Annotated in this window: 9 protein-coding genes; all 9 read left to right on the top strand. The window is 37.7% G+C overall.

The window, feature by feature from the left end; translation table 11 throughout:
- Positions 1–85: 85 nt before the first annotated feature.
- The 9 genes from ACUN8G_RS13895 (at position 86) to ACUN8G_RS13855 (ending at position 21,450) form a co-directional block, all read left to right on the top strand.
- Positions 86–1,810, top strand: a complete 1,725-nt coding sequence (locus tag ACUN8G_RS13895; protein ID WP_437347791.1) for a T9SS type A sorting domain-containing protein — start codon at positions 86–88, stop codon at positions 1,808–1,810.
- A 280-nt stretch (positions 1,811–2,090) separates the two neighbouring features.
- A complete protein-coding gene (locus tag ACUN8G_RS13890; protein WP_437347792.1) occupies positions 2,091–5,138 on the top strand; it encodes a rhamnogalacturonan lyase family protein in 3,048 nt (1,015 codons plus the stop codon).
- A gap of 75 nt (positions 5,139–5,213) precedes the next feature.
- A complete protein-coding gene (locus ACUN8G_RS13885) occupies positions 5,214–7,325 on the top strand; it encodes a TIM-barrel domain-containing protein (protein ID WP_437347793.1) in 2,112 nt (703 codons plus the stop codon).
- A gap of 92 nt (positions 7,326–7,417) precedes the next feature.
- Positions 7,418–9,058, top strand: a complete 1,641-nt coding sequence (locus ACUN8G_RS13880) for a right-handed parallel beta-helix repeat-containing protein (protein ID WP_437347794.1) — start codon at positions 7,418–7,420, stop codon at positions 9,056–9,058.
- Positions 9,059–9,084: 26 nt separating this feature from the next.
- The gene (locus tag ACUN8G_RS13875; protein WP_437347795.1) at positions 9,085–11,943 is read left to right on the top strand and encodes a glycosyl hydrolase; all 2,859 of its coding nucleotides are present in this window, start codon (positions 9,085–9,087) and stop codon (positions 11,941–11,943) included.
- A 222-nt stretch (positions 11,944–12,165) separates the two neighbouring features.
- Positions 12,166–14,472 (top strand): glycosyl hydrolase 115 family protein, encoded by a 2,307-nt coding sequence (locus tag ACUN8G_RS13870; protein ID WP_437347796.1) that lies wholly within the window; start codon positions 12,166–12,168, stop codon positions 14,470–14,472.
- A gap of 71 nt (positions 14,473–14,543) precedes the next feature.
- The gene (locus tag ACUN8G_RS13865; RefSeq protein ID WP_437347797.1) at positions 14,544–17,456 is read left to right on the top strand and encodes an exo-beta-1,4-galactosidase; all 2,913 of its coding nucleotides are present in this window, start codon (positions 14,544–14,546) and stop codon (positions 17,454–17,456) included.
- 127 nt (positions 17,457–17,583) lie between these two features.
- A complete protein-coding gene (locus ACUN8G_RS13860) occupies positions 17,584–19,896 on the top strand; it encodes a T9SS type A sorting domain-containing protein (protein WP_437347798.1) in 2,313 nt (770 codons plus the stop codon).
- A gap of 69 nt (positions 19,897–19,965) precedes the next feature.
- A complete protein-coding gene (locus ACUN8G_RS13855) occupies positions 19,966–21,450 on the top strand; it encodes a glycoside hydrolase family 88 protein (RefSeq protein ID WP_437347799.1) in 1,485 nt (494 codons plus the stop codon).
- Positions 21,451–21,468 lie beyond the last annotated feature (18 nt).

Below are 21,468 nucleotides of genomic sequence, written 5' to 3'. Positions count from 1 at the left end.
GTGATGAAATTTAAGTGAAAATTTTAATCACAATGCCAAATGCTCCCATTAAATTAATTATCAAATTAAAATCTAGGAGGACTCAATGAAAAAGTTAGTATTACTTTTTATGTTTTTTGTTATGCTATCGCCGTATTTACTTGCACAAAAGGTGCTGGATCCAAATCAATTTGTAAATGTGCAAATTGCTGCAGATACACTCGCTGACGGGACGCACGATCCAGCTAAGACTGTTTATTTAGCCGAAAGCGGCAAGATTTATGCATTTGATGGTACTCTCGATGTCGATTTTGACCTTGTTATTTTAGGACCTGACAATACATGGATCAAAAATCAAACTGCACCGCCTGTATTCTTGCAAATTCCCGCTGCAAATGGAGCTGCAAGAGATATGATCCATATCAAAAGTGGCGGAAGCGTTAAGCTTAAAAATGTCATTTTCGATGGCAATCTATCTAATGGTGAACTTGTTGGCGCGTTTATAGTTAATCAAGGAGGGAATAAAGTAATTTATGACAATTGTGCATTTGGCGAATGTCAGTGGTTTACAATGAGAAACCAGGCTTATGCTGATACAATCAGTGTTACCAACTGTCTTTTTATCAATATGGTTCGTAAAGCCAGCTCACCTTTTAACGGTATGCTCCTCCGTATCGATGCAGGTGTAAAAAACTTTATATTTGAAAACAATACCTCAATCAATTCAGGCAGGTTATTTGGCAACGGTGGCAATTTCTTTACATCAAAGCAAATCGAAGTTCATAATACTTTTCTCAATATGCAGATAAATGGGCATGAACTACACTGGTACGAAGCTTTGCAGGCAAATAATATTTATTATAACTGGAGTTATAGAGGACGGACTCTAAGAACGAATTTTTATGAAGCACCTTTTACAACATGGGAGCATCATTATGAAATAGCCGAAAAGCTGGATTCTATATCACTCTATGAAGGTATGAATGCATTTTATCTTGACCCCGCTTTCCCTGAATTCTGGAACAAGGAAATTAATCCTCTCGTTGCATCTGATTCTGACAAAGTTATTCCATGCTTTTTGTGGCCAAAAGGTGTTGATACCACGATTACTGTAGATAATGATTTTACAATAGGAAAAAATTATTGGCAGTTTGATCCCATGTTTGTTAATAATACCAGTAAGCTTGATAGTATGCTGGCATGGGATAAATATTACTGGCTTAAAGGAGCAACCTGGCCAGACTGGCGCATTGAATTAGTAGTTGATTACGATGCAGAAGGTCAACCGATACTGAATTGGCCTCCGAAATTTGATTTGAGTTATACGAATGATACTTTACTTACGGGAGGTACCGACGGATTGCCGCTTGGCGATTTGAACTGGTTCCCGGATAAAAAAGCTATTTATCTAGCAAACCGAGACCAGTATCTTGCAGCTCTGAGAGATTCCATGACGAATGCGAAATTTGTTTATATCCCGGGCGATAGCCTCTCAGCATTCATTACAAAAGAAAATCTTGTCTCTGTTGAAACATACGATAATAATGTTCCAAATCAATATTATCTCGGTAATAATTATCCCAATCCTTTTAATCCGACTACTACAATTCGTTTCGGTTTGCCAGAACAAGCCACCGTTACTTTGACCATTTACAACGTTCTGGGTCAAAAGGTATATGAAATGACCGAAAAAAATCTCTCTGCTGGAAATCATTCCTTCAACTTCAACGCTTCTAATCTAAGTAGCGGTTTGTACATCTATACATTATCTGCTACAGGTACAAACGGTAAAAACTTTGTTGCCTCCAAAAAAATGATGCTGCTGAAATAATGTAGCTTATTTTTGTGCCGCTTATTGGATCAGTGGTCAGTCTGTAATCAGATTGACCACTAACTTTTATCTTTACGATGATCAAAAATGTCAAAGAGATTTATGAATGTGGAAAGAGACATTCCTATTTATAAGGAGTACATTTAATTTGAGTGATAGTAGTGAGATAAATGGATTACATTTATAGTCATTTCAAATTAGTATTCTCTTTTTTATTCAGCAATTTTTAATCCCGCAGTGATCTGAATCAAATCGAAAAATTTATAGTGGGAGGGTATTAATGAAATTAGTATTGAGGATTATCATAATAGCAACTATGGTATTGAACTACACATCGATTAATTTATTCGGGCAATCGTTTCGAAATGAAAATCTGGGAAGGGGAGTAATTGCAGTGCCCGCAGAAGATGGGGGGATTTTTATCGGGTGGCGATTACTCGCTGACGATCCCGACAGTATAAAGTTTAATATTTACAGAGGGAACACTAAAATTAACGATATGCCATTATCGACGACTAATTTTATAGATTCAGCTGGAACTCTAAATGATAATTATAAAATTGTAGCTGTCATCGATGGCAATGAAACTTCAATATCAGAAGTAGTAACACCGTGGGAGAATATTTATAAAACAATACCGCTCCAGCGACCGCAAGGTGGAAGAACTCCAGATGGAGTTGACTATACATACAGTCCCAATGATGCTAGTGCTGCCGATCTGGATGGAGACGGACAATATGAAATAGTTTTAAAATGGGATCCTTCCAACTCAAAGGACAATTCAAAAAGTGGCTATACTGGCAATGTATATCTCGATGGTCTTGAGCTCGATGGTACTCTTCTCTGGCGTATCGATTTAGGGCGAAACATTCGTGCGGGTGCGCATTATACGCAATTTATAGTATATGATCTCGACGGCGATGGTCGCGCTGAAGTAGCTTGCAAAACAGCTGATGGTACTATTGATGGTCAGGGAAATGTAATTGGTGATCCCAATGCAGACTATCGGAATTCAAGCGGTTATATCCTAGCGGGCCCAGAATATTTTACAATATTTGATGGATTGACAGGCAAAGCACTGGCGACTACCGATTATTTACCGCCTCGAGGTAACGTAAGCCTTTGGGGTGATTCGTATGGAAATAGGGTCGATCGTTTTCTTGCTTGTGTCGCATATCTTGATGGAGAACATCCAAGTGTTGTTATGTGCCGTGGTTATTATACTAGAACTGTTCTTGCTGCATGGGATTGGCGCAATGGACAATTGACTTCACGGTGGGTCTTTGATACAGATAAAGGATACCCAACTTATGCGGGGCAGGGGAATCATAACCTAAGCGTGGCCGATCTCGACGGTGATGGTAAGGATGAAATTATTTATGGCTCTATGGCTGTCGATGATGATGGAACAGGGCTGTGGAATTCAGGACTCGGACACGGGGATGCATTGCACGTTTCTGATATTGACCCTAATCGTCCTGGCCTCGAAGTATGGGGCATTCATGAAAAAGCTCAAGTTGGTTCAGCTCTTCTCGAAGGAAGAACAGGCAAAATTATATGGGGCACAGGCCCCGGTGATGTAGGCAGAGGTGTTGCAGCCAATCTGTTAGATTCATACGAAGGAATGGAATGCTGGGGCGGTACAGATGGATTGAGAAGCGTTAATAATATTAAAGTAGGTCCAAATCCTCCTTCTTCTAATTTTGTTGTCTGGTGGGATGGCGATCTTGAACGTGAATTGCTCGATAATATTTATATTCAGAAATATGGTAACACCACCCAACTGTTACTAAAAGCAAATGGTTGTGCCTCTAATAATGATACTAAAGCAACGCCTTCACTCCAGGCTGATTTATTCGGCGATTGGAGAGAGGAAGTGATCTGGCGAACAAGCGATAATACAGCGCTCAGAATTTATACAACAAACATTCCGACATCTTATCGTATTGTTACTTTAATGCAGGATAGGCAATATCGTCTTGCAATTGCATGGCAAAATGTTGGGTACAACCAGCCACCTCATCCAAGTTTCTTTGTCGGTAAAAGCATGTTTATTCCCGATAGCCTCAAACCTCCAGCAAAACCAATAAATTTAAGAGGGACATCCTTAGGAGATACAATCCTGGTTGAATGGGATATGAATGTAGAAACCGATGTTGCAGGTTATCTCCTTTACAAAGGAAAATCTGCAGAAAAATTCACCGACTCGATCGATGTCGGCAATGTGACGTCTTACCTCGATACAAATGTTAAATATGATACTACATATTTCTATGCATTGAGAGCATACGATTTTCACGGTAATAAGTCAGATTTATCAGACGTAATTTCTGTTACTCCAACTTTAAGACCGGAGCCTCCAACCGCCATTTCGTATCGGCACGATAATAATTCGTGTTTGCTTATGTGGGAGTATTCAGATATCAATTTAATTTCACAAATAAATATTTACAGATCGGAGTCAAAAGATTTATCCTCGCCAGTAAAATTCAAGGCGGAAAAGAATGTAACTTCATACGAGGATAAAAATCTAACTAAAGGGAAAAATTATTACTACGCATTAACGGTTACAGATACAAATAATGTGGAATCTTTACGAACGGGAGTAATTCAAATTACACCAGCAGATTCTTTTGTTTATCAATCAGAGGATGCAAATTTAATTGGAACTGTCTTTGTGGAAAATAATCATCTTGGATATCACGGATCTGCCTTTACAAATTTCGACGCCAGCAATAGTACAGTTGAATTTACCAGTATGCCCGGTTACGGCGGCGGTCCTAAGACTTTATTATTCCGTTATGCGCTGGGAAATACCGACAGAACTGGAAGTCTGATAGTCAATGGGAAAGCGACTAATCTTACTATGCGAAACACCGGCGACTGGACTAATTATGTCATAGACAGTGTTGAAGTAAATTTAAATGAAGGATACAATAACACAATCAGTTTTTCTGCCACAGGTTCAGATTTCGGAAATTTAGATGAAATTATTATCAAATCTACTTTTCTTACAACCGTAGAAACAATCTCCGAGTTACCTGCTAAATTCGTACTTTATCAGAATTATCCAAATCCTTTTAATCCATCTACAATTATCAGTTATACTATACCAGTATCAAATAAAGCCGATAATTCAAGAATCCACGTGTTATTGAAAGTTTATGATGCACTTGGCCGTCAGGTTGCAACACTTGTAGACGAACAAAAAGAACCGGGAATTTACACAGTCGAATTCAAAGCGGATGATTTACCAAGCGGTATCTACTTTTATCAATTATCGGCAGGCAATTATATCTCGACAAAGAAGATGATTCTACTTAAATAAATTTTTTATATTGACAATACTTGTATGATTCATTTTCTTCTCAATTTTGTGGATTAAAAAAATACAGGAAAATCTATGATAGTTAATCCTATAAGAAAATCAAATCTGTCAGCACTTTCATTTGTAATACTATTTTTAATGGGACTAACAGTTTGCGGAAAACCTGGCAAATTGACTGTACTGAATAGTAACGAATCATTTACTTCATTCAAGATAGAAAACAGGTACGGCCATAATATTTTAATTGTACCGGCAGATACTCTGGGTGCTATTGGTTTTGTAGTTGGCGGCAAAGTTAATTGGCTTATGGGAGTACCCGAAATAAAAAAATCTTCCGATAATCAATTTATGTATTTATGGGAAAACGATTCCGACACAGTCATTTTAGTTACCAGAGAAACGGATAAAGAAATTCAATTTAATTTCAGATTGGTAAATAAAGATGTCCAACCTTCCGGCTGGATAATAAATACAAAGGCTGAGCCCGATGAATATTTTACTGGCATTTTCGAAAGAGTTGTTGATGGCCCTCAAGAAAAATCGTGGGAAAAAGATATCAAAGAAGGACTTGATTTAAGAGGACAGCGAGTTGAAGTAAAGCTAAAACCAACAGTATCTGCTTATGCTCCCTTCTATATCTCATCGGGAAATTATGCTCTGTTTGTTAAAGGAACGTGGCCAGGTATAATCGATTTTTGTAAAGAGTTTGAAAATGTGGTTCATATATCCTTTGAAGGTTCTCAATTCTCTTTTTCATTAATGATGGATGAATCGCCTGCAGAACTTGTTAAGAGACATGCGCTTGAGACCGGTCCGTCATTTGTGCCTCCTAAATGGGCCTTCGGACCGTGGAGATGGCGCGATGAACATTTTAATAATAAAAAATACTATGACAGTACAATTGTAGAATCTCCTTACAATTCACAGATAACCGAAGAAATATTATTAATGGCTGCTTACGATATACCATGTACAGCATATTGGATCGACAGACCGTGGGGACCGGGTGTAAGAGGTTTTGACGACTACAAAATTGATTATGAACGCCTACCCAATTTTGAAAAAATGATTAAATGGTTGGATTCGAAAAATATTAAAACAATGCTCTGGATAGGTCCGTTCGTAATGGGGAAAATGGCTGATACGGCAGCAGCTAAAGGCTACGAGTTGAAAAGTCGTATCTGGAAAAATTCCCGACAGGCTTTAATCGATTTCACTAATAAAGAAGCCTGTAAATGGTGGGGGGAAAACGGACCTGCAAAATTGGCTAAAATCGGCATAAAAGGTTTTAAGCTCGATCGAGCAGACGGTGAAAAGCTTCTGGATTCATTACATTTATTTACATCAATTGGTACTAGTTACAGAGAAAACTATAACGATTATCCGCGGCAATATGTAAAAGCAACTTACGAGGCAGTTAAACCGATTTTGGGCGACGATTTTATTTTATTCCCACGTGCACAATACACTGGAAGCGCAAGATATGGAGGAATGTGGGCTGGCGATACAGGAAATCCTCCCGAAGGTCTCAGGTCTGTAATAATTGGGGCTCAAAGATGTGCTATTATGGGATATCCTATCTGGGGTTCTGATACCGGTGGCTATCCTAGAAATATTAATAGAGAAGTTACAAAACGCTGGCTGGGTTTTTCATGTTTCTCTCCAATTATGGAAGTGGGACCCACAAATAATCGAGTCTTCTGGGATATGGATTATGAACCTTCTTTTGATGACGAACTTCTAGCAGTGTGGCGATTCTATGCAAAGTTGAGAATGTACCTTGTAGACTATATTTATAATCATGCTAAAATTGCAAATGAAACTGGCATGCCGATTATAAGGCCACTCTTTCTCGAATATCCCGAGCAAAAAGAGTGCTGGAAAGATTGGACTACCTATAAATTTGGAAATGATATTCTTGTATCGATTATTTGGGAAGAAGGTAAAACAAAAAAGAAAATCTATTTACCCGAAGGCGAAGTGTGGATCGATCAGTGGGATAAGAAAGAATATAACGGTGGACAATTTATTGAAGTTGATGCTCCATCTTATAAAACACCTTTCTTCATACGTAAGGGCTCAAATTTGATTTTGCCTGACTTGAATGAACTATATAAAGAATCAGTCGAAAGAACCAGAATCAGGTATAACCTCAAAGAACTCGAATCGAGAGAAAATTGGCAATAAAAATAATCTTTTAGCTCTCTGAGTTCTAACTCTATTTTATATCAATTAATTCTGCTTCAAGAGTAATCCCCTTGATTTAAGAAGAGGAAGGTATGTATAAAAAAATAATTTTTACTCTTACGATTTTATTATCTACAGCACTTAACGTTCAGTCACAAATTTATGTTGCCGCGGATGGGAACGATGCAAATCCTGGAACTATCGATAAACCACTCAGATCGCTCCAGAAGGCGCAGGCACTGGCTAAAGCCGGCGATACGATATATATACGAGGAGGACTTTACAAAATTAAAGAAGATCAAATTTCCCGAATAGTATCGAATCTTTTTGCGTGTGTTACTTATCTGGATAAAAGTGGTTCGGAAGGGAAAACTATCAAATACTGGGCTTATCCTGGTGAAACTCCTGTATTCGATTTTTCGGAAGTTAAACCTGCCAATCAAAGAGTAGTGGGTATTTATGTAATAGGCAACTATATCCATTTGAAGGGAATCGAAATGACAGGCATTCAGACCACAATTACAACGCATACGGAATCATATTGCATTTATAGTAAAGGGAATCACAATATATTTGAACGAATTAGTATGCACGACAACGTAGGAACAGGCTTAAGGCATTATTCGGGTGGATATAATTTATTCTTAAATTGTGATTCATACAGGAATTGGGATAATGTTTCTGAAAATAAACTTGGTGGAAACAATGATGGCTTTGGTTGCCACCCAGATGCAGGTGGGAAAGGGAATGTCTTCAAAGGTTGTCGTGCATGGTTTAATAGTGACGACGGCTTTGATATAATAAGAGCCGACGAATCTGTTATATTCGATAGTTGCTGGGCTTTCTTTAATGGCTATTCAACTTCATTCCAGAGTCTGGGTGATGGTAATGGATTTAAAGCCGGTGGCTTTGCTCACGATACCCAGGATAAAATTCCTGATCCTGTACCGAAGCACAAAATCGAATTCTGTATTGCAGCTGGAAACAAATCAAACGGTTTCTATTCAAATCATCACTTGAGCGGCAATGAGTGGTATAATAATACGGCCTATAAAAATAGTGTCAACTTTAATATGCTGAATCGCCCAAAACGTGAGGATGCGACTAATATTGATGGCGATGGATACGACCATGTATTAATAAATAATTTGAGTTATCAAAAGGGATTTGGCTTAATAGATTTTGCTAATATCGATACAAGCAAAAATACACTCATTACCAATTCCTGGCAGTTCAACTTATCACTTAACGACGCCGATTTTAAAAGTCTCGATATAAATTTACTTATGTCTCCAAGAAAGGAAGACGGTAGTTTACCAGAAATCGATTTTATGCGTCCTGTTCAAACCAACAAGGTTATTGATGCAGGAACAATTATTGGATTTCCTTATTTCGGGAATGCACCCGATTTGGGTGCCATCGAATCGGAATTCATCACTTCTATTAATTATAACGACACTAATTTACCCGCTAACTTCAGCTTATATCAGAATTATCCCAATCCTTTTAATCTGGAGACAAATATTACATATTATTTGAAAGAACCAGCTGAAGTAAAACTTGCAATTTATAATTCCATCGGGGAGAAAATTAGTACACTTGTTAATGAGTACCAAAAACAGGGCTATTATAAATTGACATTTGACGGCAACGGTCTGGCAAGTGGAATTTATTTTTATAAATTGGATATAAATGATAAATCAATTATGAAACAAATGACGCTGCTTAAATAAAAATTATTCATTCATTAAGAATTAATATGACTAAGTATAATTCTCATAGTGGTGATTTCTTCTTCTTTTTATTAATTGTTGTAATCTTTTTTTTGCGCAATGAAATCAGTTTAGGACAAAAAGATTTATGGCCTGAAATAAATTATACTACAAAACCATGGACAAGATGGTGGTGGCACGGGAGCGCAGTTACAAAGGATGACCTGAAATTTAATATGGAAGAATTGAGCAAAGCCGGCTTCGGAGGCGTTGAAATAACTGCAATTTATGGTGTAAAAGGCTACGAAGATTATGATATAAAGTTTTTGACTCCGGAATGGATCGATATTTTGAAATATACTTTGAATGAAGCTAAAGAATTGGGACTTGGAGTTGATGTTGCCAATGCATCCGGATGGCCTTTTGGCGGTCCCTGGATTTCTGAGGAAGATGCTTGTAAGAATATCCAGTATAAAATTTATAGTTTGAAAGGAGGAGAAAAATTAAAAGAAGAGATAGAATTTATTCAGGAACCGTTAGTTAGAGCCGTAGGACGCAAAGTTGATATTTCGGAGATAAAATTCCCAATCAATGCAAATCCGAATTTACAAGAGTTAGCGCTGGATCAAGTACGCTTCGAAAGGAAATTGCCTTTAATTGCACTGATTGCTTACAACAGTAACGGTGCAATGCTCGACATAACAAATAGAGTTGACAAAAGTGGTAAATTACTCTGGACAGCTCCTGAAGGGAATTGGGAAATTTATGCACTCTTTCAAGGATGGCACGGTAAAATGGTAGAGCGAGCAAGTAGAGGAGGAGAAGGAAATGTAATCGACCATTTTTCAGAAAAAGCGCTTAAGCATTTTTTAGAGCAATTTGATAAAAATGCAAAAGGGAAAAATCTTGACGGTATAAGAGCATTTTTCAACGATTCTTACGAGGTAGACGATGCCATAGGCGAAGCGAACTGGACTCCACTTATGTTCGAGGAATTTAAAAGTTTGAGAGGCTACGACCTGAAGAACTATTTACCTGCTCTTTTCGGAAAAGATTCTGATGAGATGAATTCTCGAGTGCTCACTGATTTCAGAGAAACTGTTTCCGATTTACTATTGAAGCGTTTTACTAAAGTCTGGCAAAAATGGTCCCGTAATTATAACTCAGTTGTCCGTAATCAAGCACATGGTTCGCCGGCAAATGTTCTTGACCTTTATGCGGCAAGCGATATTCCAGAAACCGAAGGCACCTTGCCTCTACGAATTAAACTTGCTACTTCAGCAGGGCATCTATCTGGTAAACAATTAATCTCTGCTGAAGCTGCTACATGGCTAAACGAGCATTTTTTATCGACATTATCGGATGTTAAAAAAAATTTCGATCGCTATTTTGCAAATGGTGTCAATCATCTGGTTTATCACGGCACGCCGTATTCACCACAATCAGAAGACTGGCCTGGACGGCTCTTTTACGCCTCTGTCCATTTTGCACCCACAAATACCTGGTGGGACGACCTTAAAGCTGTAAATTCTTATGTAGCCAATTGTCAGGCATTTCTACAATCCTCCAGACCTGATAACGATATTTTACTCTATTTCCCTATTTATGATATCTGGTCAAAACAAGATGGAAATTTATTAAAACATCTGGGCACAAATAATGATGAATTAACAGAGGACCTAAAACGGCTTAGCAATTTGTTTTTGAATGAAGGGTATCAGTTTGACTTTGTTTCCGATAATCTATTGCGAATGTTGTCGGTAAAGAACGGTAAGATTGTATCCGCTAATTTTGCAGAATACAGAGTCTTAATAATTCCTGAGACAATTTTTTTACCGCTTAATACCTTCAAAAAAATTATTGAATTAACTAAAGCAGGAGCAACAGTAGTATTTAGTAAAAACTTACCTGCTGACGTACCCGGCCTTCATAACCTCGCAGAGCGAAGAAAAAGATTCGAGAAACTCAAAAGCAATATTAAATTTGAAAAAGCTGACCAATGCCTTCTAAGCAAATTAGGAAGAGGAAGATTAATTATAGCTGAAAATATTCAGGAAGTTTTGAATGATATAAATATTAAGCCAGAAAATTTATTGAAAGAAGGACTCTGGTTTAATCGAGTTAAACGTAAGGAGGGGCTCTGTTATTTTATTAGTAACTGGAGCGATAATGAATTTGATAAGTGGGTCAGAATACGAAGGAGTGGGAGTGATGCCCTCTGGTTCAACCCGATGGAAAGAAAGTTTGGAAAAGCAAAAGTGAAAGTCGTCAACAATGAATTTGCAGATGTCTATCTTAAACTCGACAAAGGTGAATCTATAATTTTGCAGTGGTATTCAAACAGTCAAAACGTCGATGAATATAAATTCTATCGTGCAACAAAAGATACCGTTGAATTAAACGGCGAATGGAAAGTAACTTTTGTTAAAGGAGTCCCCACTTTACCGGATTCAATGTCTACTCATACACTGGATACATGGACAAAATTTTCTGACGAGCTAAAATGGTTCTCCGGTACTGCAAAATATACAATCACATTCGCAAAGCCAGATTTTGCTACTGATGCAATTCAACTGGATCTCGGTAAAGTTTTTCAATCGGCTGTTGTTTTTCTTAACGGTCACAAGTTATCAACACTTGTTGGACCTCAGTATCGTGTTGTTATTGATTTAGAAAAACTAAGAGAAATAAATACTCTCGAAATATTAGTGACAAATTTGATGGCAAATAGAATTATCTACATGGATAGAAATAAAATTAATTACAAAAAATTTTACAATATAAACTTTGCTGCTCATGAAAGAGAAAACATGGATGAAAATGGTTTGTTCACTGCCCAAAACTGGGAACCGCTGGATTCAGGTTTGGTTGGTCCAGTAAAATTAATTGGTCTTGTTGCTGAATAATGAGTATACCCTTCGTATTATTTTTAACTTATCAGAGATAAATAAATTTTATATGGGCATATTAAAAAAATTGTGATGTTATTTTATTCCAGAAGATTAACTTGTTTAGCTAAAATTGGTTTAGTACCTCTTCTCTTTTGCTTTCTTACAAATTCGAATTTTGCACTGAGCTACAACAATTTTGGAAGCGGCAATTTCCGAATTGTATCTAAAGGAAATAGTGTGCCAATCATCTATGATAAGAACGATGCTGAAGTAGTTTATAATTGTGCAGTTGCACTGGCAAATGATATAAAACTAATTACCGATATAATGCCTGATATTCATAACAATTTAGAAGTCAATGATGAGTCAGCAATTATTGTGGGTACAATTGGGAAATCAAAAATCATCGACAGTATTAAGGCAACGGGAAAATTATCTGTTGCATCAATTGAAGGCAAATGGGAGAGCTTTGTAATTCAAAAAATAAATAATCCCTTATATGGTTTAAACCAGGCACTTGTAGTTTGTGGTAGCGACCCGCGCGGAACAGCTTTTGGCATATTCGAATTGTCCAGACTTCTTGGAATTTCACCCTGGGTTTACTGGGCTGATGTGTTGCCGCAAAAGCAAAAAGAACTTGAAATATCGATCGATAAAATTGTAATGGGGCCGCCTTCAGTAAAATATCGCGGAATTTTTCTCAATGACGAAGACTGGGGTTTGCAGCCGTGGGCTGCTAAGAATATAGATACCGATATTAAGGATATTGGTCCTAAAACATATGCCCGTATTTTCGAGCTTCTGCTGAGACTCAAAGCAAATTTTATTTGGCCTGCAATGCATCCATGCACGAAAGCATTTTTCTACTACAAAGCAAATCCTTTAATGGCTAAAAAATATAATATAGTCCTTGGTTCAAGTCACGCCGAGCCGATGCTAAGGAATAATGTGGATGAATGGAATAATAATTTTATCAATGAGTACGGAAAAGAACCTAGCGAATGGCGTTACGATACTAATTCCGACGAGATTAAAACATACTGGGAAGACAGAATCAAAGAATTAGCGTATTTAAATCTGGAAACTGTAGTAACCATCGGGATGCGTGGAATTCACGATAGCGGTATGCCCGGACCTGACAAATTAGAGGATAAAGTTGAACTCCTGAATAAAGTGATAGAAGATCAGAGAGATTTACTGGCCAAACATTTCAAAAAAGATGCTGCTGAAATTCCTCAAATATTCTGTCCCTACAAAGAAGTGCTCGATCTCTATTATGCTGGCGCAAAAATACCAGACGATGTTACGATTGTTTGGGCTGACGATAATTACGGCTATATTCGCAAACTCTCGACATCTGAAGAACAAAAAAGAAGCGGAAGAAGCGGAGTCTATTACCATTTATCCTACTGGGGCTACCCTGAAGACTATCTCTGGTTGTGTTCAACATCTCCTTCTCTTATTTCTTATGAAATGAGTAAAGCTTATGAATACGGCGCTGATCGTCTATGGATCTTTAATGTAGGCGATATTAAACCTGCCGAAATGGAAATTGAATTTGCTATGGATTTAGCATGGGATATCAATTCGTGGAATCCAGTAAATTCAGAAAAATATATTGAATATTGGGCATCAAAAACTTTCGGGAAAGAATACGCAAAAGAAATAGCTGAAATAAAAACTTTATATTATCGATTGGCAGCCTCCGGAAAACCTGAACATCTCGATAAAATCGATTTTACAGAAAATGAAGTTAAAGAACGTCTTGCAACGTATCAGAAGATTGCACGTAAAGCCAGAAGCTTGAAGGAAATAATTCCAGAACGTCTCCAGAATGCTTATTTTGAATTAATCCTCTATCCCATTTTAAGTGCTGCATACATGAATGAAAAAATATTTTATGCTCGAATGGGAGATTACCAGAAGGCTAGCCGTGCTTACAATGAAATAAAGAAACTGACAGATATTTATAATACTAAAATTGCCAATGGCAAATGGAACGGTATGATCTCTATGAATCCTCGTAATCGACCAGTTTTTAATGCGCCGGATTCAATGAATAATTTTTATAAATCCGTTTCAAAGGATAACCGACTAAAACCGATAAAAATTATTTATGTCAGAGAATTAAAATTTGATACAACAAAATTATGCCTCCTGCCAGGATTGGGAATCGACGGCGAAAGTCTGTCATGGAAAAACTTTACTGGCCCCATCTATGACGAAGGAAATGCGTTAGATGCTCCAACTGCCTCCATTCAATTGCAACTTCCATCAGGCAAGCATATTATTGAATTAATCTGTTTGCCGACGCATTCCGTAAATGAGACACGCGGACTTCGCACGGCAATATCGATAGATAATCGCCTTATCGATATCATCGACGTAAACACGATCTCTGGAACTGCGGAGTGGAGTCTGAATGTTCTCAGGGGTTTTGCTTCTGCCAGAACGGAATTTAATCTAAACGTGAATAGCATGGTCAAGCTACAGCTGTCGCTTCTCGATCCTGGTTTATCTATTAGCAGAATTATTATCTACTGAATATGCTAATATTCTTTCTCTATCTTATCACATCATTGTAAATTAATTATTAACTAATATAGTAGAGAGTTATGAATAACATGTCAAGAAAACTTGTAAGTTCATTAATTTTTTTATGTTCGATATCAATTCTCTCGGTGATTATCAACGCCAGACCATCAAATAACGATACCATCTGGTTAAAAGGAAAGTGGAACTTTCAAATTGACCGGGAAGATATTGGTGTCAAAGAAAAATGGTATCAAACAAAATTTACGGATGTTATTATTCTACCCGGTTCGATGAGAGATAACAACAAAGGAGATGATCTTTCAGTTAATACAATATGGACAGGTAGCATTTACGACAGTTCGTGGTATTTTCGACCCGATATGGCAAAATATAGGGAAAAAGAGAACCTGAAATTTCCATTCTGGCTTACACCCAATAAACATTATGTTGGAGTTGCCTGGTACCAGCTCGAAGTAAAAATCCCGGATGATTGGAAAGGTCGTAAAATAGAATTGTTTTTAGAACGCCCTCATTGGGAAACGACGCTCTGGATTGACAGCATTGAAATTGGAATGCAAAATAGTCTTTCAACACCACACAGGTACGATTTATCGCATAAATTGACACCAGGTCGTCATCTGCTTACTATTCGTGTGGATAATAGAATTAAAGAAATTAATGTAGGACCCGATTCACACAGTATTACCGATCAAACTCAGGGGAACTGGAATGGAATCGTGGGCGATATCTATCTCAGTTCAACTTCTCCAGTGTCTTTTTATGACATTAAACTTTTCCCTGATATCAATAATAAAACCGTAGCTGTAAGAGCAGTATTATCTAATATTACTGAGAAAGAGAGAGCTGCAAAGATTGTATTAAAAGCAAAATCATTTAATACTGAAAAAGTAGATGAAGTAGCTCCTTTGATCAGAGATATTAAAATTAATAAAGGGAAGACTGACGTTGAGATAATTTATCCGATGGGAGAGAATATTCAATTATGGGATGAATTCAATCCAGCTCTCTATAAAATGACGATAGAGTTAATTGATGAATCGGGTAATATAGACGAAAAAGAAATTCAATTTGGAATGAGAGCTTTTACAATTAATGGTACCCGCTTCAAAATTAATAATCGACCAGTATTTTTAAGGGGAACGGTTGAAAATTGTGTATTCCCTTTAACAGGTTATCCACCTACAGATGTTGAATCGTGGGAAAGGATATTCAAGATTTGTAAAGATTTTGGTCTAAACCATATGAGATTTCACTCTTGGTGTCCGCCCGAAGCCGCATTCCATGCTGCAGATAAGTTAGGATTTTATCTTCAGGTTGAAGGTCCCAGCTGGGCTAATCACGGAGTTACATTAGGCGATGGTTTGCCAATTGACCAGTATATCTATGAAGAAACCAAACGTATATTAGATACTTATGGAAATCATCCTTCTTTTTGTATGATGGCTTACGGGAATGAACCTGCCGGTAAAAACCAGGTTCAGTACCTCGGGAATCTTGTCAATTATTGGAAATCGATTGACAATCGCCACGTCTATACATCTGCTTCAATTGGTAAGAGCTGGCCACTCGTTCCGGAAAGTCAATTTATTGTTCGCTCTGAACCGAGAGGACTTCCATGGGATCAACGCCCCAGTAGTTTATTCGATTATTCTAAAAGAATCGAAAATTATTCTGTCCCTTATGTAGTTCATGAAATGGGGCAGCACTGTGTCTTCCCAAACTTTAATGAAATAAAAAAATATACTGGGGTATATAAAGCCAAGAATTTTGAATTGTTTAAAGAACTATTAGAAAAGAATCATATGGGTGACATGGCTCAGGAATTTTTAATGGCTTCGGGGAAATTACAGGTGATTTCTTACAAAGCTGAAATTGAGGCAGCGCTCCGCACAAAAGGTTTAGCCGGTATACAATTGCTTGCTCTTAACGATTATCCCGGACAGGGAACTGCACTCGTTGGTCTACTCGACGCATTCTGGGACGAAAAAGGATATATCGACGCAAAGAAATTCAAACAATTTTTCGGGGAAACTGTACCTTTAGCAAGAATTCCAAAATTCGTCTTTTATAACAATGAAATATTCCAGGCTGATATCGAAGCTTTTCATTTCGGCAAGCATCAATTATTGAATGTTACACCTCAATGGAAATTGATTGATTCAGAGATGAATACTATTGCTGAAGGGAAATTAAATACGACAGATATTCCAATAGATAATTGTACTAAACTGGGCAGTATTACTTTTCCACTTTCACAATTTAATTCTGCAATAAAACTTACTCTTGAAGTTTCGATTGGTCAATACAAAAACAGCTGGGATTTCTGGGTCTATCCATCTGAACTTCCTGAAATAGATCACAGTGAAATTTATTTTACGGATAAACTTGATGCTGAAGCCAAATCGGTCTTAATTAAAGGCGGAAAAGTATTTTTATTTGCGGCTGGGAAAGTTGAAAATGGGAAGGATGTTGTTCAGTATTTAAATCCCGTCTTCTGGAATACTTCATGGTTTAAAATGAGACCGCCACATACGCTTGGAATCCTATGCAACCCTGAGCATCCGGTATTTTCATATTTCCCCACGGATTTTCATAGTAATCTCCAATGGTGGGAAATTCTCAATCGTCAACAGGTAATGAACCTTGAATTATTTCCACCTCAATTTAAACCTTTAATACAAACAATCGATACCTGGTTTTTGAATAGAAGATTGGCAGTGTTATTTGAAGCGCGGGTTGAGAATGGAAAAATTATGGTGTGCAGTGCGGATTTACAGAATAACTTAAATGAACGACCGGTGGCAAGGCAATTACTCTATAGTATAACAAAATATATGCTGTCAAATAAATTTAATCCCGAATACAAAGTGGATTATTCAATCATCGAAGAACTGTTTGAAAAGAAAGATCGCCCACCAGCTATTGATTTCCATACAAAACAATCCACAGACGATTTAAAACCAGTGAAATAGATTTCTAACTATAACACCGTCAAGGGCGCAAAATATGAATTTAATTTAAGAGATATAGTTCTCTTGAAATGCCTTTCTAAATTCATATCAAAAAAAATAATAACTAATTTATTAACGAGGAGGGGTTATGAAGCATAGGTTCACGTTTCTTTTCTTATTGTTCTCTGTGCTTTGCATAAGTGCTTTGAACGCACAATTTGTGCAAAGAAGTGATTCACTCGGGTTGGTAGTGATGCCAGCAGAAAAGTACGATGTATATCGACCTGGTCTGGAGGCTAAAGTTGGTGACACTTTTGCATTGGAGGATTCTATCGAAGGCTTTATGGGTCAGGGTTATATGCGCGCATATATGGCTAAAGGTGACGGTAGTACAAGCAACGCCGAGACAATCAATATTAAATTATCTTACTATGTTAACTTTGTTGATACAGGCACGCATTATATTTGGGCGTATGTATTTTTCCCCGACGGCAATAGCGATTCTTTCTTCTATGGCGTTGATGGAAAAGTTATTGGACAGGTATCCGGCCAACCGCGAGGTTCATGGTCGTGGCATAAAGGGAGTGCTCCTTTTATCATTGATTCTGTAGGTGTACATTCTATCGATTTCTTCGGGCGAGAGCCAAATGCCATGCTTGACCATATCATCATAACTTCCAGCGAGACTTTCGATCCTAACATTAATACTGAATGGCTTCCGAAGGTAATTGCTTTTGTGAGTCTTCCCGACAAAATTGACCCGGCAACTAATGAGAATGCGGATAAGCCTTTTATCGATGACTTGATAGCTGCAGGTTATGAAGTTTTTACAGTTTATACAAATTCTCTTGAAACTGCGTCTCAAGGTTTACTGGACAGTTTAAATTCAGCAGATCTGGTAATTATCGGTCGTTCAGGTGCAAGCGGTGATTTCGGCGGTTCTCATAAAACTGCCTGGAATAATATCAAAGCACCGATTATGCTACTCCATTTGTGGGCTGCGCGCAACAATCGTTTGAACTGGTTGCCTACTGGTACAACCACTTCGTATGATAATGCTGGGGATACTATAAAAGCCAAAATTGTATTGCCGGCTGACCCCGTATTTGCAGGTATAACACTTGCAGAAGATAGTACCATGAATTGGGTTGTATCTCCTTATGATTTTATGGCAACAACCAGTGGCGGAAACGGAACTGTTCTTGCACGTGAAGCCGGAACGTCAAATGTCTTATTCGTTCGATGGGAACCATGGGTAGAATTTTATGATGGTGCAGGTGATATGCCAGCAGGATACCGTACTTTAATTGGTAACGGTAACGACCATGCAGGTCCCTTTAATTATTATAACTTTACTCCAGAAGCTAAACAGGTATATCTGAGAGAAGTTGAAAGAATGGTAAATTTACCTGAACCACCACCCCGACCAGTCGGCCTGGGTAAAACAATTGCTCTAATAACTAAGGCGGATAATATCGACCCAATTACAAATCTAAGTGCAGACCAGCCAGTAATTAATAATTTATTGGAAATGGGGTATAAAGTTTACACACTTTATTCTGCAGCATTGGAAAATGCTTCTCAGGGCTTGATTGATACATTGAATTCAGTTGATTTAGTCATTATCGGGCGCTCTGGTGCAAGTGCAGACTTTGGTTCAACTCATAAAGAGGCATGGAATAGTATTACCTCTCCTTTATTACTCCTGCATCCATGGGTTGCTCGTAATAATAGATTAAATTGGTTGCCTACAGCAACTGTTACAACCTTTGATGTCGCAGGTGATACTCTAAAAGCCAAGATAGAATTACCAGACGATCCTGTTTTCCAGGGGATTGTATTTTCTTCCGATAGCACTTTGCCCTGGGCTACTTCGCCTTATGATTACCTGGAGACGTCAGATGGTGGTAACGGCACTGTATTAGCAAGAGATGCTGGAAATAATAATGTACTCTTTGTTCGATGGGAACCGTGGGTCGAATTTTATAATGGTTCAGGCGACATGCCGGCTGGATATCGGACTTTGATTGGTAATGGTAACGACCATGCCTACGCTACCACTGGAAATGCTTCTTTGTTCAATTTCTATAATTATACAAAGGTTAGCGGACAGGTAATTCAAAATGAGATAGTTCGTATGGCTTCGCTTGGAAAGGTACCAAAACCTGTCTCAGTCAATGAAAAAAATAATCTACCAAAGACCTATACTTTAGAACAAAATTATCCCAATCCGTTTAATCCTACAACGACTATTAAGTTTTCAGTGCCGAAAAAAAGTAATGTTAAAATTACGATTTATGATCTATTGGGTAGATTTGTTCATCAACTTGTAAATGCGGAGTATGATCCTGGAGTCTACTCGGTTCAGTTCAATGCAGCCAATCTTTCATCTGGAGTATATTTCTATCGCATCGAAGCAGATGATTTTATCAGTGTAAAAAAACTTATGCTTTTGAAGTAGCCAGTCCTATTTCAACGCCAGGTTGTGAAATCTAAGGCACAGCCTGGCATGACAATCTTATCATATATTATGAAAAAAAATTTTAATAATTATTTTCTCTTTTACATTAAACTACGAGTTATTCGTTCTCTCTTCTTATTGATTTGTATAAGTACCACAAGTTTAATAGCTCAAAACTTACCCGATAGATCTGTCATACTTGGAAAGATGCTCCTGGCTAATGAATATTTTATGAATAAATGGCCGGACCCAACTATTGACATTGTTACAGACAAAAGAAGACCAAGCAATATATGGACTCGTGCTACGTATTACGAAGGATTAATGGCATTATACAGAATTGATCCTGACGAAAAGTTTTATAACTATGCAGTTCAATGGGCAGAAAGTCACAACTGGGAACCTGCGTACGGAGGCACTACGACTCGTAATGCTGATAATCAAGCCTGCGGTCAAACTTACATTGAGTTATATCAAATTGATCCGAAGCCGGAACGAATCGAGAAAATTAAATCTGTCATCGACAATATGATTAACAGTCCTGAGATTAACGATTGGTGGTGGATTGATGCTTTGCATATGGCAATGCCTGTATTTGCAAAACTTGGTACTATCTATAACGATACGACATATTTTAATCGAATGTATGAAATGTATATGCACACAAAAACTGTTGAAGGTGATTCGGGTTTGTACAATAAAATTGATCATTTATGGTGGCGGGATAAAAACTTCGACCCGCCCCACAAATCTCCAAATGGTGAAGATACTTACTGGTCAAGAGGAAACGGCTGGGTCTTTGCAGCACTCGCTCGCGTCCTGGATGTACTTCCAGAAAACGCTCCTCATCGAGATGAGTACATTGAAACATTTATCGAAATGGCAGAAGCAATAATTAGTGTCCAGCGAGAAGATGGATTCTGGAATGTAAGCTTACACGATCCCAGCGAATATGGTGGAAAAGAATCATCGGGAACGGCGTTGTTTACGTTTGGCTTAGCCTGGGGTATTAATAAAGGGTTATTGAGCGCTCCGACTTACAAACAATCAGCAATCAAAGGCTGGATTGCGCTTTCTGAAGATGCACTCCATGAAAACGGATTTTTAGGTTACGTTCAAAGTACAGGGAAACAACCATCCGATGGTCAACCAGTTACTTACGACAAAGCTCCAAATTTTGAAGACTATGGACTTGGAGCTTTCCTGCTTGCCGGGAGTGAAATATATAAAATGGCAGGTGACATTACAGATATTTCATCGTATACATCGAATGTTCCTGCAGAAGCAGTAGTTTATCCTGCATATCCAAATCCATTCAATCCTCAAACAACGATTTCATTTAGTTTACCAGAAATAAGCGATGTTAGAATTGAACTTTATGATTTGCAAGGTCAATTAATAGAAACCTTTCTCAATAAAACGCTTAACGCTGGTTTCCATAAAATAAATTATCAAGGGAAGTATTTATCTAACGGTGTTTATCTACTCAAAATAATTATACGATACAAAAAAGCTAATAAAGTTTTTATGGAAAAATTAGTTTATATGAAATAACTATTCAACGATAAATAA

The sequence above is a fragment of the Melioribacter sulfuriphilus genome (assembly GCF_052656625.1).
The sequence above is the reverse complement of the archived record's forward strand: the minus strand, read 5'-3'. Positions and strand labels throughout refer to the sequence as shown.